This window comes from Stenotrophomonas maltophilia group sp. msm1 (assembly GCF_032025805.1).
Lineage (GTDB): Bacteria > Pseudomonadota > Gammaproteobacteria > Xanthomonadales > Xanthomonadaceae > Stenotrophomonas > Stenotrophomonas hibiscicola.
The window spans coordinates 223,216-236,941 of record NZ_JAVSKH010000004.1 but is presented as its reverse complement, the minus strand read 5'-3'; the positions used below and the strand labels follow the sequence as shown (position 1 = coordinate 236,941).

Sequence of the window (13,726 nt, the reverse complement as noted above, 5' to 3'; positions counted from 1 at the left end):
CAATGGAATCGGGCCGCTGATGGCCCGAAGGGTAACATGAAAAAAACCCGCGTCGGGACGCGGGCTTAGCCTGATAAACGTAGGCGAATTGTAAAAGATAACGTGGCCGGGTGGTAGAGGGCCATGTGGCCCTGTTGTAGCGCCGAGCCCATGCTCGGCTGGCGTTTGGGCCGAAGAGCAGCCGAGCGCGGGCTCGGCTCTACAGGTTCAGGTCCACCCATTCACCCACCTGAGTGAAATCTGACCGAGCCCGCCGATTTTGCTGCACTGCAAAATGCCATACGGTACCGTCTGGTCCTAGTATCAAACAATCGTTTGATTAAGGTCTGCCCGCCGATGGCCAAACCCGCCCACTTCTCGACCAAGGACCGGATCCTCGGCGCGGCCGAGGAGCTGTTCGCCCAGCACGGCTTCGCCGGAACCTCGCTGCGCCAGGTGACCAGCCAGGCCGACGTCAACATCGCCGCGGTCAACTACCACTTCGGTTCCAAGGAAAATCTGGTCAATGAGGTCTTCCGCCGCCGCATGGACGAGATGACCGGCGCGCGCCTGGCGCAGCTGGAGCGGGCCCGCAGCGAACACCCCGGCGAACTGCGCCCGGTGCTGGCCGCCTTCGTCGAGCCGGCCCTGGCGCTGGCCCAGGACCGCCAGAACGGCGGCGCCTTCGTGCGCGTGATTGCCCGCGCCTACGCCGAGAAGAACGACAACCTGCGCAAGTTCCTGTCCGACCACTACGGCCACGTGCTGCGTGCGTTCGGCAAGGCCATCGGCGAATGCGTACCGGACCTGAGCAAGGAGGAGCTGTACTGGCGCCTCGACTTCCTGGCTGGCTCGCTGACCTATGCGATGGCCGACTTCGGGCTGATCAAGCGTCCCGCCGGTGTCACCGAAGCGGCGCATCGTGCCCATGCCGCCCACGAACTGATCCATTTCGCCGAAGCCGGGTTCCGCGCCGCCGCACGCGCCAGCGCCCTGCCCGCTTCCCGTTGATTCCACCCAGTAACTGCTGACCAACAAAGGCCCTACACCATGTCCAATTCCCTGCTAGTCCGCCGCGCCGCCGTGCTGGGTGCCGGCGTCATGGGTGCCCAGATCGCCGCCCACCTCACCAACGCCGGCGTCGACACCGTGCTGTTCGACCTGCCTGCGAAGGAAGGTCCGGCCGATGGCATCGTGCTGAAGGCGATCGCCAACCTGGGCAAGCTGAGCCCGGCGCCGCTGGCCAGCAAGTCGCTGGCCGAAGCCATCACCCCGGCCAATTACGACTCCGGCCTGGAGCAGCTGAAGGACTGCGACCTGATCATCGAGGCCATCGCCGAGCGCATGGACTGGAAGCAGGACCTGTACAAGAAGATTGCGCCGTTCGTGGCCGACCACGCGGTGCTGGCCTCCAACACCTCGGGCCTGGGCATCAACAAGCTGGCCGACGTGCTGCCCGAACAGCTGCGCCACCGCTTCTGCGGCGTGCACTTCTTCAACCCGCCGCGCTACATGCACCTGGCCGAGCTGATCCCGGCCACCACCACCGACGCCGCCGTGCTGGAAGGCCTGGAAGAGTTCCTGGTCACCACCCTGGGCAAGGGCGTGGTGTACGCCAAGGACACCCCGAACTTCATCGGCAACCGCATCGGCGTGTTCTCGATCCTGTCCACCATCCACCACACCCAGCAGTTCGGCCTGGGCTTCGATGAAGTGGACGGCCTGACCGGTCCGCTGGTCGGCCGCCCGAAGTCGGCCACCTACCGCACCTCCGACGTGGTCGGCCTGGACACCATGGCCCACGTCATCAAGACCATGGGCGACACCCTGCCGAATGACCCGTGGCATGAATTCTTCAAGTCGCCGAAGTGGCTGGACGCGCTGATTTCCAAGGGCGCGCTGGGCCAGAAGACCGGCGCCGGCATCTTCCGCAAGGTCGGCAAGGACATCGTGGTACTGGATCTGGAGAAGCAGGACTACCGTCCGGCCGACCGCACCGCCGCACCGGAAGTGGTCGAGATCCTGAAGATCAAGAACCCGGCCGAGAAGTTCGCCAAGCTGCGCGAGAGCCAGCACCCGCAGGCGCAGTTCCTGTGGGCGACCTTCCGCGACCTGTTCCACTACAGCGCCTACCACCTGGCCGACATCGCCGAGACCGCGCGCGACGTCGATCTGGCCATCCGCTGGGGTTACGGCTGGTCGCTGGGCCCGTTCGAGACCTGGCAGGCTGCCGGCTGGAAGCAGGTGGCACAGTGGATCGCCGATGACATCGTGGCCGGCAAGAGCATGAGCAACGCCCCGCTGCCGGACTGGGTGTTCGATGGCCGCGACGGCGTGCACGCCGCCGAAGGCAGCTACAGCCCGTCGCGCAATGCCAAGCTGCCGCGCTCGTCGCTGCCGGTGTACCAGCGCCAGCGCTTCCCGGATCCGCTGCTGGGCGAGCAGTTCGCGCCGGGCGAGACCGTGTTCGAGAACGACGGCCTGCGCATGTGGCACGACGGCGATGGCATCGCGGTGGTCAGTTTCAAGACCAAGATGAACACCGTCTCCGACCAGGTGCTGGACGGCCTGCAGGAATGCGTCAGCCGCGCCGAGAAGAACTTCCAGGGCCTGGTGATCTGGCAGCAGAAGGAACCCTTCTCCGCCGGTGCCGACCTGGCCGGTGCGCTCGGCCTGCTGCAGGCCGGCAAGGTCGACCAGTTCGAGGAAATGGTCGCCAACTTCCAGCGCACCAGCCAGCGCATCAAGTACTCCCTGGTGCCGGTGGTGGCCGCCGTGCGTGGCCTGGCCCTGGGCGGCGGCTGCGAGTTCCAGATGCACAGCGCCAAGACCGTTGCCTTCCTGGAAAGCTACATCGGCCTGGTTGAAGCCGGCGTCGGCCTGCTGCCGGCCGGTGGTGGCCTGAAGGAACTGGCCGTGCGTGCCTCGCAGGCCGCAGGCCCGGGCGGCGACGTGTTCGCCGAACTGAAGAAGACCTTCGAGACCGTGGCGATGGCCAAGGTGTCCAACTCGGCGGTCAACGCCAAGGAGCTGGGCCTGCTGCGCAGCACCGACAAGGTGGTGTTCAACAGCTACGAGGCCCTGCATATCGCCAAGGCCGAAGCACGCGCCCTGGCAGAAGCGGGCTACCGCCCGCCGCTGCCGGCACGCCGCATCCAGGTCGCCGGTGACGTGGGTATCGCCACCTTCAAGATGATGCTGGTCAACATGCTGGAAGGCCGCTTCATCAGCCCGTACGACTACGAGATCGCCGAGCGCATCGCCACCGTGCTGTGCGGCGGCAAGGTCGACCGCGGCACCCTGGTCGACGAAGAGTGGCTGCTGACCCTGGAGCGCAAGCACTTCGTCGAACTGGCCCAGCAGGAAAAGACCCAAGCCCGCATCGCGCACATGCTGAAGACCGGCAAGCCGCTGCGTAACTGATCGCCCATCCCTGCTTCCGGTGGGTGCCGACCGTTGGTCGGCACTCCGGCTAAAAAATTCAAGAGATCACTGCAATGACCAAGCAAATCCAGGACGCCTACATCGTCGCCGCCACCCGTACCCCGGTGGGCAAGGCGCCCAAGGGCATGTTCCGCAACACCCGCCCCGACGACATGCTTGCGCACGTGCTGCGCAGCGTCGTCGCCCAGGCCCCGGGCGTGGACGTCAACCGCATCGATGACGCGATCATCGGCTGCGCCATGCCCGAAGCCGAGCAGGGCATGAACGTGGCGCGCATCGGCGTGCTGCTGGCTGGCCTGCCAAACACCATCGCCGCGCAGACCGTGAACCGCTTCTGCTCCTCCGGCCTGCAGGCCGTGGCGCAGGCCGCCGACGCGATCCGCCTGGGCAACGCCGACCTGATGCTGGCCGGTGGCACCGAGTCGATGTCGATGGTGCCGATGATGGGCAACAAGATCGCCATGGCGCCGAGCGTGTTCGACAACGACCACGTGGCCATCGCCTACGGCATGGGCATCACTGCCGAGAAGGTCGCCGAAGAGTGGAAGGTCTCGCGTGAAGACCAGGACGCCTTCGCCCTCGCCTCGCACCAGAAGGCCATGGCCGCGATCCAGAACGGCGAGTTCAAGGACGAGATCAGCCCGTACGAGATCGTCTCGCACCTGCCGGACCTGGCCGACGGCCAGCGCATCATCACCCGCAACAAGATCGCCGACACCGACGAAGGCCCCCGCCCGGACTCCTCGGCCGAAGGCCTGGCCAAGCTGCGCCCGGTGTTCCGCAACGGCCAGTTCGGCGGCACCGTCACCGCCGGTAACTCGTCGCAGATGAGCGATGGCGCCGGTGCCGTGCTGCTGGCCTCGGAACAGGCGATCAAGGACTACGGCCTGACCCCGCTGGCCCGTTTCGTCAGCTTCTCGGTGGCCGGGGTGCGCCCGGAAGTGATGGGCATCGGCCCGATCGCCGCGATCCCGAAGGCACTGAAGCAGGCGGGCCTGACCCAGGACCAGCTGGACTGGATTGAACTGAATGAAGCGTTCGCCGCGCAGTCGCTGGCGGTGATCCGCGATTGCGGCCTGGACCCGAGCAAGGTCAACCCGCTGGGCGGCGCGATTGCCTTGGGCCACCCGCTGGGTGCAACCGGCGCGATCCGTACCGCAACCCTGCTGCACGGCCTGCGTCGTCGCCAGCAGAAGTACGGCATGGTGACCATGTGCATCGGCACCGGCATGGGCGCGGCGGGTATTTTCGAGGCGCTGTAAGGTTCAAAGCGTTGCCGGCTGATTGTTGGTTGGCTGTGGGGCCCGGGTGGGTGAGGCTGCCCGGGACACGCCGTAAACCCGTCCCTGGGGGCTTGGCAGCGGCTTGCTAGCGTGCGCAATCCTGCGCACGCAGCAAGGCCGGGGTTGGGCGTCCTGCCCAACCCGCCATGCGCATGCGCCTGGCCCATGCCGCTGACAGTCCCGGTCAGCCTCACCCACCCGCGCCACCCAACATTCCGCGCGGCGGAGGGGTGAGCAAAGGCAGGGTCAAAGTCTGGGGTCAGAGCCCTTTGCTGCGCAAAGGGATCCGACCCCGACTCGACGCTCGCGGAAACAAAAAAGGCAGCCATCGGCTGCCTTTTTGCTTTTGCTCTTGCCCTTGATTCCGCCCTTCCCGTCCGCGCCAGCAGGAAACCTGACAGGCGGGGCGGGCGGGCCTTTGCAGGACCGTTCGCCGCATGGATGCGGCGACCGAGCCCCCATGGACGGGTTTACGGCGTGTCCTGCAAAGGCCCACCCGTCCCGCCCATCACGTATCAATCAAGGCGCTGACGGAGCGCTTGATAAACCTTATTCCGCCAACATCGCCGTCAGCTTCTCCCGCGCCGGGCCGGCCAGCTTCGGGTTGTCCAGCGCGAAACGGATCGTCGCTTCGACCAGCCCCAGGTGCGTGCCGCAGTCGAAGCGCGTGCCCTCGAAACGATAGGCATCGACCTCTTCGGTCTTCAGCAGCTGCGCGATCGCGTCGGTCAGCTGGATCTCACCGCCGGCGCCGCTGCCGGTATTTTCCAGCAGCTCGAAGATCTTCGGGCTCAGCACGTAGCGGCCGACCACGGCCAGGTCGCTCGGCGCGTCCTCCGGCTTCGGCTTCTCCACGATCTGCGAAATGCGCCCCTTGCGGCCATCGAAGGCCTCGGTTGCGACGATGCCATAGCTGGCGGTCTTGTCGTGCGGCACATCTTCAACGGCGATGACGCTGGCGCCACTGGCTTCGTTCAGATCGGCCATCTGCTTCAGCGCGCCGTCGCCGCGGTTCCAGATCAGGTCGTCCGGCAGCAGCACTGCAAACGGCTCGTCACCGATCACGGCCTTTGCACACAGCACCGCATGGCCCAGGCCCAGGGCCTCGGCCTGGGTCACAAAGATCGCACGCACGCCGTTGGGAAGCACGTGGCGGATCATCTCCAGCTGTTCCTGCTTGCCGGCGCGCTCGAGCTTCTGCTCCAGCTCGTAAGCCTTGTCGAAGTAGTCGGCCACGGCATGCTTGTAGCGGTTGGTGATGAACACCAGCGTGTCGCAACCAGCTTCGATTGCCTCATCGACCGCGTACTGGATCAGCGGACGATCAATGATCGGCAACATTTCCTTCGGAACCGTCTTGGTTGCCGGCAAGAAGCGCGTCCCGAGCCCTGCCACTGGAAAAACTGCCTTGCGAATTCGCTTGCTCATTGGTGCCTGTTGGCCTCACGTGCCGGAAAGGGCACGACTTTAGCGGATGAAATGTAAGCATCCTGTTCGATTGGCGAGAACTCCGGCATTGTCGCGAACAGGATCTCCTGGATGCTGGTGGTGTCGTAACCAGCCACGGCATCGCGCAGGCGCGGAACATTGCCCAGCACCAGGTCACGTGAGAACGCGCGCACACCGGCCTCGAGAATCTTCGGGTGCGCGGTGGAACGATAGTCCTCGTCCGAATAGAACAGCGTCTCGTGCAGCTTCTCGCCCGGACGCAGCCCGGTGTAGATGATCGGAATGTCCTTGTACGGCTGCTTGCCGGCCAGGCGGATCATCTGCTCGGCCAGTACGCGGATCGGCACCGGCTCGCCCATGTCGAGGGTATAGATCGCACCGTGCGACGCCGAGGCGGCGGCCTGCAGGATCAGCTGGCAGGCCTCCGGGATGGTCATGAAGTAGCGGCTGACTTCCGGGTCGGTGACGGTCACCGGCCCACCCCGCAGGATCTGTTCGCGGAACAGTGGCACCACGCTGCCGGCCGAGGCCAGCACGTTGCCGAAGCGCACCGTGACGAAACGGGTATGCGTGGACTTCTGGTCCAGGCTCTGGCAGATCATTTCCGCATAGCGCTTGCTGGCGCCCAGCGCATTGACCGGGTCGACGGCCTTGTCGGTGGAAATGAACACGAAGTGCTCGACGCGCGCTTCCAGGCAGGCGCGGGCCACGTTCTCTGTGGCCAGGATGTTGTTGCGCACCGCCTCGCGCAGCTGCCGCTCCAGCACCGGTACATGCTTGTAGGCGGCGGCATGGAAGGCGGTGTCGACGGGATGCAGCGACAGCGCATGGCGGATCACCGCCGGGTCGCCGCAATCGCCCAGCACTGCTTCAACCTCGACGTCCGGGAAGCTGCGTCGCAGCTCACCCTCGATGGTCAGCAACAGCAGCTCGCTGATCTCGAGCAGGATGATGCGACCGGCACCGTGACGCGCGCACTGGCGGCACAGCTCGGAGCCGATCGAGCCGCCAGCGCCGGTGACCATCACCGTACGCCCGCCCAACCAGCCACGGATCAGGTTCCAGTCCGGCATGATCGGCTTGCGGCCGAGCAGATCCTCGATCGCCACTTCCTTCAACTGCCCCGGCAGCGACTGGCCCTGCAGGATGTCGCTGAGCTTGGGCACGGTGCGGAACGGCACGCCGGTGCTTTCGCAGATGGCCACGATCCGCTGCATGCCTGCGGCGTCCAGCGAGGGGATGGCGATCACCAGCAGCTTGGCCGCCGTCTCACGGACCACGGTCGGCGCATCGTCCAGGGTGCCGAGGATCGGCAGGCCCTGCAGCTTGGCACCGCGCAGGTGCGGCGCATCGTCCAGCAGGCCGACCGGCTCGAAATTGCCTGAACGGCGCAGGTCACGGACCAGGGTCTCGGCGGCCTGGCCGGCACCCAGGATCAGCACGCGACGCGCGGATGAGTCCGACTGCAGCGCCTGGTAGTCCTTCCAGGCCCGGTACAGCAGGCGCGGCGCGCCCAGCAGCGCCGACAGCGCGAACGGATAGATCACCAGCACCGACATCGGCACGCCATCGAAGCGCTTCCACATCAGCACCAGCACGATGGCCACCATGCCGATGAAGCTGGCCTTGAAGATGTTCAGCAGGTCGCTGACGCTGGCGAAGCGCCACAGCCCCCGATAGAGGCCCACGCGCCAGAACACCAGGCCCTGCAGCAGCAGCACTAGCGTGGTGTCGACGTTCCAGAGAGGGAGCTCGGGGGCGTTGGCCAGGATCGAGTACCGCCCTGCATGCAGCAGCTGCCAGCATGCCCAGACCATGAACAGGTCGTGGCAGACGATGGCCGAACGCGGCATCAGGCCGAGGATTCTGTCCCGCCAGGGTGAAGCCATAAGTCAGGTATTTCCTTTTCGGTGGCGCAATCCATTGCGCAGGAGGAGCCAGAGGACGCTCAGCGCAATGAACCACGCGATCGCCACGGCAGCCTCCCACCTCGGCTGCAAGTTGGAGCAGACATTAAGCACTGTAATACTGAACAGGCCCAAAGCAAAGTACATCCCTGTTACCCGGGCGTGACTGGCTCCTGCCTGCACCGCGCGCTGGTAGACATGCTGGGTATGGGGTTCCATCCAGCGTTGTCCTGAAATGATGCGCGCCAGCAGTGTGAAGCCCGCGTCCACAAGAAACGGCGATGCCGACACAAGCAGCAGTATCCAGTTGATGTCGGTCTTGACACTGGCCAGTGCCAGCACCGCCGCAACCGCATAACCCAGCGCGCCACTTCCGACATCGCCCATGAAGATCCGGGCCCGTGGGAAGTTGAACGGCAGGAAGCCCAGGCACGCCAGGCCCAACGCGATGGCCGCCAGCGAGTACGGCCAGGGCAGCAACGGCGCCAGCCCCAGGGCCACCACAACGGCCTGGCTGGCCGCGATGCCGTTGATCCCATCCATGAAATTCCAGATGTTGATCAGAGAGGCAGTGAACAGCAGGACCAACACGGCCAGCAGCCAGCTGCCACCATGCACCCTGACCAGCGCGGCCAGCAGCGCGGCGGCGATGAAATGCACCATCAGGCGGCGCATGGCCGGAAGCGGCCGATGGTCATCCCACCAGCCGATACCCGCCACCAGCGCCAGGCCAAGGGCGGCCACGAGCAGGCTCGGAAGCGCTGCGGGCCAGGCCCACATGGCAACACCGGCGGTCACCAGCAGGCTGATGACGATGGCGATGCCGCCACCTCGAGGGGTCGCTACGCTGTGACTGCGGCGCTCGCCCGGCTGGTCAAACAGTTGCCGGCGCAGCGCATAGCCCCGCGCTGCCCAGGTCAGTGCCGCACTCAGCAGGGCCAGGCCCAGCAGCGCGCCCATCACGAGCCACGGCATGGATCAGAGCACCGCGTAATTCAACAGCGGCTTGACCGTACCCCACTCCTTGCAGCTCGGGCACTGCCAGTGATGGGTGCGCGCCCCGAAACCACAGCGGGTGCAGCGATAGGCCGGGTTGCGTACCAGCAACTGGTCGGTGATGTGCTTGAGGTCGTGCAGGGTCGCCGTGGAATCAGCGCCTTCAGCAAGGGTCAGGTCGATCAGCGCGGACTCGCCACGCACCGACGGGCGGTCCTTGAGCTGGCGGCCCAGGTAGGCACGGGCCGGGGCCACGCCCTCCTGCTCTTCCATCAGGCGGGTCAGCGCCAGCACCGGGGCAATGCCACGGTAATGCTCGGTCATCTCCGACAGGAAAGCGCGCGCGCCTGCCAGATCACCCACCTTGCGGTAGTTCTGCATCAGCGCCGGCAGCAGCTCCGGCAGGTACTCCGGATCATTGCGCGCAGCACGCTCGAACGCGCGTACGGCCGCTTCCGGATTGCCCGCGTCAGTTTCCAGGCGCCCTTCGATGATGCCGGCACGCACCGACATCGCATCGGCCTGGTAGGCCCGGGCGATCGCCGCCCTCGCCTCTTCCAGCTTGCCGGCACCGCGGAAGCGTTCGGCCAGTTCGCACTCGAACTGCCCGATCAGCTTGCCCATCGGCTCGCCGGTGACGTCCTCGAAACGGGTCGCGTTGTCGATCGCCTTTTCCCAGTCACGCTCGGCCTGGTAGATGCCGATCAGGTGCTTGAGTGCCTGCGGGGCACGCTGGTCCAGCTGCGCCAGTTCGGTGAACACGGTCTCGGCACGGTCCAGCAGGCCGGACTTCATGTAGTCCTCGCCCAGCGCCAGCAGCGCCTGCACGCGTTGCGCATCGCTGAGGTCGTGCCTGTTGACCAGGCCCTGGTGCAGGCGGATGGCGCGATCGACTTCGCCGCGGCGGCGGAACAGGTGGCCCAGCGCGACCTGGGTCTCGAAGGTTTCCTTGTCCAGCTCGGCGATGTGCAGGAACAGCTCGATGGCCTTGTCCGGCTGCTCGTTGAGCAGGTAGTTCAGGCCACGGAAGTAGGTGCTGGACAGGCGGCTGACCTGGTTGTCACCGTGGCGTTGACCACCACGCCGTCCGATCACCCACCCGGCCAGTGCGGCCAGCGGAACGAACAGGAAGAACCAGAACCACTCGGTGACGAAATCCATCTTCGATCAGCGTCCATCAAAAGATTGAGGGGAGGCAACCGGTGCCGGCGTGGCGGCAGCGGACTTGTTGGCGCGGCGCAGCTGGCTGTAGAGCGGAATGACCACGCTCACCAGCACCAGGCCAGCACCAACGATGACGCCGATCAGCAACGCGGCAATGATGGCCACGCCGACCGAGGTCTTGAGCTGGGTGAACAGCAGGTTGATGGTCATCTCGTCCATGTTCATGGCACCGATGATCAACCCAACAATGAGTACCGCCAGCAGGACCAGCAGACGAAAAACCTTCATGCGACAGCTCCAGTGGCAGGAGTCCGTAGCTTATCCGACTCGCGGCTGGATTCGCACGCGGTGGCGCGACGGGAGGCTCAGGCCGGATCGGCGTCCAGCGGCAGCACACTGCTGACACGCTCGCGCAGTTCCTTGCCCGGCTTGAAATGTGGGACGTGCTTGCCCGGCAGGGCAACCGACTCGCCGGTCTTCGGGTTGCGACCCAGGCGCGGCGGCCGATAGTGCAGCGAGAAGCTGCCAAAACCACGAATTTCGATGCGATCCCCGGCGGACAGCGATCCGCCCATCATTTCCAGCAACGACTTCACCGCCAGATCGACATCATCGGCCTTCAGGTGCGCCTGGCGGCGCGCAAGGATTTCGATCAGTTCGGATTTGGTCATTACCGGCTCACATCAGGGGTATCTCAGCCTGAAACGGCCCGGGCAAGGCCCGGGCCGTCCAGGAAACAACGAACAGCCTAAGGCCGATTACTCGGACTTGTTGCCGTTCAGCTGTGCACGCAGCAGTGCGCCCAGCTGGGTGGTGCCGCTGGAAGCCGAAGAGGACTGGTATTCCTCCAGCACTTCGCGCATTTCCGCGTCGTCCTTGGCCTTGATCGACAGCTGCAGGGTACGGCCCTTGCGGTCCATGCCCACGAACTTGGCTTCGACCTTGTCGCCGACCTTCAGGTGCTGGGTGGCGTCGTCAACGCGCTCGTTGGCGATGTCGCGGGCCGAGACGTAACCTTCGATGCCGTCAGCCAGCTCGATGATCGCGCCCTTGGCGTCGACTTCCTTCACCACGCCTTCGACCTTGGAGCCCTTCGGATTGGCAGCCATGTACTGGCCGAACGGATCCTGCTCCAGCTGCTTCACGCCCAGGGAGATGCGCTCGCGCTCCGGATCGACAGCCAGGACGACGGCGTCCAGGGTATCGCCCTTCTTGAAGTTGCGAACGACGTCTTCGCCGGTGGTGTTCCAGCTGATGTCGGACAGGTGGACCAGGCCGTCGATGCCGCCGTCCAGGCCGATGAAGATGCCGAAGTCGGTGATCGACTTGATCTGGCCCGACACCTTGTCACCCTTCTTGTGGGTGGCAGCGAAGGTTTCCCACGGGTTGGCGGCAACCTGCTTCATGCCCAGCGAGATGCGGCGACGCTCTTCATCGACGTCCAGCACCATCACTTCGACTTCATCACCAACCTGCACAACCTTGGACGGGTTGACGTTCTTGTTGGTCCAATCCATCTCCGAGACGTGCACCAGGCCTTCGACGCCCGGCTCGATCTCAACGAACGCACCGTAATCGGTGACGTTGGAGACCTTGCCGAAGACGCGGCTGTTGGCCGGGTAACGACGGCCGATGTTGTCCCACGGATCCTCGCCCAGCTGCTTCAGGCCCAGCGAAACGCGGTTGCGCTCGCGGTCGAACTTCAGCACGCGAACGTCCAGCTCGTCGCCGACGTTCACGACTTCCGACGGGTGACGCACGCGCTTCCACGCCATGTCGGTGATGTGCAGCAGGCCGTCGATACCGCCCAGGTCCACGAACGCGCCGTAATCGGTCAGGTTCTTGACGACACCCTTCAGGATCGCGCCTTCCTGCAGCTTGTCCATCAGCTGCTCGCGCTCTTCCGAGTGCTCGCTTTCGACGACAGCGCGGCGCGAGACCACGACGTTGTTACGCTTGCGGTCCAGCTTGATGAGCTTGAACTCGAGCTCCTTGCCTTCCAGGTAGGCCGGATCGCGCACCGGGCGCACATCGACCAGGGAACCCGGCAGGAAGGCGCGGACATCCTTGATGTCCACGGTGAAACCACCCTTGACCTTGCCGCTGATGCGGCCGGTGATGGTTTCGTTCTTTTCCAACGCTTCTTCCAGCTCGTCCCACACCATCGCGCGCTTGGCCTTCTCGCGCGACAGGACGGTTTCGCCGAAGCCGTTCTCGATCGAGTCGAGGGCGACCTTGACGATGTCGCCTTCGGCGACGTCGATTTCGCCAGCGTCGTTACGGAACTGTTCGATCGGCACGATGCCTTCGGACTTCAGGCCAGCGTTGATCACCACGACGTCGCCGCGGACTTCAACAACGGTACCGCTGACGATGGCGCCCGGCTTCAGCTTGGCCAGGTTGGCCTGGCTGGCTTCAAACAGTTCGGCAAATGATTCGGTCATTAGATTTACTCTGTTGGACACATGGGTCGGTGGCGTCCCCTTCAGGGGAATGGCGACCGCCCGCCTGTTGGTCGACCCCGGAAACGCAGGTCGTGTGTAGTAGGAAAACCGCCACGCATCAGTGCGCGACGGAGCGGGTACAGCACTGCTTTGCGCGACCACTGCCGATGCGGCTGGCAGTGCTCCCGCGCGAACGGATCAGGCAGCCGGAACCGGAAGCAGATCCATCACTCGGGCAACGACATCATCGATGCCGATGCCTGTGGTGTCGATGAGGACAGCATCGTCTGCCGGCTTCAGGGGCGCCACGGTACGCTGGGCATCACGGGCGTCGCGGGCCATGATCTCGCGCAGGAGGTCATCAAAGTTAACAGAAACCCCCTTGTCTTTCAACTGCTTATGCCGGCGCTCGGCGCGCTCCTCGGCGCTGGCGGTCAGGAAGACCTTGTGGGGGGCATCCGGGAAGATCACCGTGCCCATGTCGCGGCCGTCGGCGACCAGGCCCGGCAGCTCCCTGAATGCGCGCTGCCGCTCCTTCAGGGCGGCCCGGACCTCGGGGATGGCGGCGATGGCAGAGGCCAGGGCGCCGGTGGTCTCCAGGCGCAGCTCGTCGGTGGCATCGGTGCCGTTGACCATGACCCGCATGGCATCGCCCTGCTCGACAAACTGAACATGGGTATCGAAGGTGCAGCGCACCAGCGCCGAGGCGTCGGAGGTGTCGATGTCGGCCCAGCTTGCGGCCACGCCCACCGCCCGGTACAGCGCACCCGAATCCAGGTAATGCCAGCCCATGCGGCGCGCGATGATGCGGCTGATGGTACCCTTGCCGGCCCCGGATGGGCCGTCGATGGTCAGGACGGGAGCGAGTGGATTCATGGGGGTCCCAGAGCGTGTGAAGGGGTCATTCTAGCCCCTGCCAGACGCCCCCAGCGGGGTCTTTTGTGCAACCACTTGAAACCACGAGGAAAAGCCCGGTAGAATGGCGGGCTTGAACGAGCGTCAACTGCCGATTGTCTTTCGCATATCGCGGCCACGCTCCACCCGAACAACTACTGTTTAC

Annotated in this window: 11 protein-coding genes; 3 read left to right on the top strand and 8 right to left on the bottom strand. The window is 65.1% G+C overall.

All coding sequences use genetic code 11. The features are described 5' to 3' along the window. The first annotated feature begins 336 nt into the window (after positions 1 to 336). The 3 genes from ROV95_RS18265 (at position 337) to ROV95_RS18255 (ending at position 4,685) form a co-directional block, all read left to right on the top strand. Positions 337 to 990 carry a TetR family transcriptional regulator gene (locus ROV95_RS18265; RefSeq protein WP_134732327.1) on the top strand — a complete coding sequence of 218 codons (654 nt, stop codon included), beginning with the start codon at positions 337 to 339 and terminating at the stop codon, positions 988 to 990. Positions 991 to 1,029: 39 nt separating this feature from the next. Continuing rightward, the gene (locus ROV95_RS18260) at positions 1,030 to 3,402 is read left to right on the top strand and encodes a 3-hydroxyacyl-CoA dehydrogenase/enoyl-CoA hydratase family protein (protein WP_312545653.1); all 2,373 of its coding nucleotides are present in this window, start codon (positions 1,030 to 1,032) and stop codon (positions 3,400 to 3,402) included. A 74-nt stretch (positions 3,403 to 3,476) separates the two neighbouring features. Next, positions 3,477 to 4,685, top strand: a complete 1,209-nt coding sequence (locus ROV95_RS18255) for an acetyl-CoA C-acyltransferase (protein WP_005409292.1) — start codon at positions 3,477 to 3,479, stop codon at positions 4,683 to 4,685. A gap of 570 nt (positions 4,686 to 5,255) precedes the next feature. On the opposite strand, the gene galU is transcribed toward ROV95_RS18255, so the two are convergent. The 8 genes from galU to cmk all read right to left on the bottom strand — a co-directional run bounded on the left by galU (position 5,256) and on the right by cmk (position 13,542). After that, entirely contained in the window at positions 5,256 to 6,134 is an 879-nt protein-coding gene (gene galU, locus ROV95_RS18250) for a UTP--glucose-1-phosphate uridylyltransferase GalU (protein WP_134735392.1), read from the bottom strand. Then, the gene (locus ROV95_RS18245) at positions 6,131 to 8,044 is read right to left on the bottom strand and encodes a nucleoside-diphosphate sugar epimerase/dehydratase (protein WP_019661302.1); all 1,914 of its coding nucleotides are present in this window, start codon (positions 8,042 to 8,044) and stop codon (positions 6,131 to 6,133) included. Before ROV95_RS18245 ends, galU begins: the two co-directional genes overlap by 4 nt. A gap of 3 nt (positions 8,045 to 8,047) precedes the next feature. Then, positions 8,048 to 9,037, bottom strand: a complete 990-nt coding sequence (locus tag ROV95_RS18240; protein ID WP_021204149.1) for a glycosyltransferase family 4 protein — start codon at positions 9,035 to 9,037, stop codon at positions 8,048 to 8,050. Positions 9,038 to 9,040: 3 nt separating this feature from the next. Beyond that, entirely contained in the window at positions 9,041 to 10,219 is a 1,179-nt protein-coding gene (lapB, locus tag ROV95_RS18235) for a lipopolysaccharide assembly protein LapB (RefSeq protein ID WP_019661300.1), read from the bottom strand. A gap of 6 nt (positions 10,220 to 10,225) precedes the next feature. Beyond that, the gene (locus ROV95_RS18230) at positions 10,226 to 10,510 is read right to left on the bottom strand and encodes a LapA family protein (RefSeq protein WP_019661299.1); all 285 of its coding nucleotides are present in this window, start codon (positions 10,508 to 10,510) and stop codon (positions 10,226 to 10,228) included. 77 nt (positions 10,511 to 10,587) lie between these two features. After that, complete coding sequence (locus tag ROV95_RS18225) at positions 10,588 to 10,893, bottom strand: integration host factor subunit beta (RefSeq protein WP_005409286.1); 306 nt, start codon at positions 10,891 to 10,893, stop codon at positions 10,588 to 10,590. Between the two features lie 87 nt (positions 10,894 to 10,980). Continuing rightward, entirely contained in the window at positions 10,981 to 12,666 is a 1,686-nt protein-coding gene (rpsA, locus tag ROV95_RS18220; RefSeq protein WP_005416230.1) for a 30S ribosomal protein S1, read from the bottom strand. 198 nt (positions 12,667 to 12,864) lie between these two features. Continuing rightward, complete coding sequence (cmk, locus tag ROV95_RS18215) at positions 12,865 to 13,542, bottom strand: (d)CMP kinase (RefSeq protein ID WP_019661298.1); 678 nt, start codon at positions 13,540 to 13,542, stop codon at positions 12,865 to 12,867. Between the last annotated feature and the right edge of the window lie 184 nt (positions 13,543 to 13,726).

What these genes read in the sequence shown, in the direction of transcription:
- ROV95_RS18265 (WP_134732327.1), top strand. Translation starts at nt 337, where the DNA reads ATGGCCAAACCCGCCCACTTCTCGACCAAGGACCGGATCCTCGGCGCG.
- ROV95_RS18260 (WP_312545653.1), top strand. Translation starts at nt 1,030, where the DNA reads ATGTCCAATTCCCTGCTAGTCCGCCGCGCCGCCGTGCTGGGTGCCGGC.
- ROV95_RS18255 (WP_005409292.1), top strand. Translation starts at nt 3,477, where the DNA reads ATGACCAAGCAAATCCAGGACGCCTACATCGTCGCCGCCACCCGTACC.
- galU (WP_134735392.1), bottom strand. Translation starts at nt 6,134, where the DNA reads ATGAGCAAGCGAATTCGCAAGGCAGTTTTTCCAGTGGCAGGGCTCGGG.
- ROV95_RS18245 (WP_019661302.1), bottom strand. Translation starts at nt 8,044, where the DNA reads ATGGCTTCACCCTGGCGGGACAGAATCCTCGGCCTGATGCCGCGTTCG.
- ROV95_RS18240 (WP_021204149.1), bottom strand. Translation starts at nt 9,037, where the DNA reads ATGCCGTGGCTCGTGATGGGCGCGCTGCTGGGCCTGGCCCTGCTGAGT.
- lapB (WP_019661300.1), bottom strand. Translation starts at nt 10,219, where the DNA reads ATGGATTTCGTCACCGAGTGGTTCTGGTTCTTCCTGTTCGTTCCGCTG.
- ROV95_RS18230 (WP_019661299.1), bottom strand. Translation starts at nt 10,510, where the DNA reads ATGAAGGTTTTTCGTCTGCTGGTCCTGCTGGCGGTACTCATTGTTGGG.
- ROV95_RS18225 (WP_005409286.1), bottom strand. Translation starts at nt 10,893, where the DNA reads ATGACCAAATCCGAACTGATCGAAATCCTTGCGCGCCGCCAGGCGCAC.
- rpsA (WP_005416230.1), bottom strand. Translation starts at nt 12,666, where the DNA reads ATGACCGAATCATTTGCCGAACTGTTTGAAGCCAGCCAGGCCAACCTG.
- cmk (WP_019661298.1), bottom strand. Translation starts at nt 13,542, where the DNA reads ATGAATCCACTCGCTCCCGTCCTGACCATCGACGGCCCATCCGGGGCC.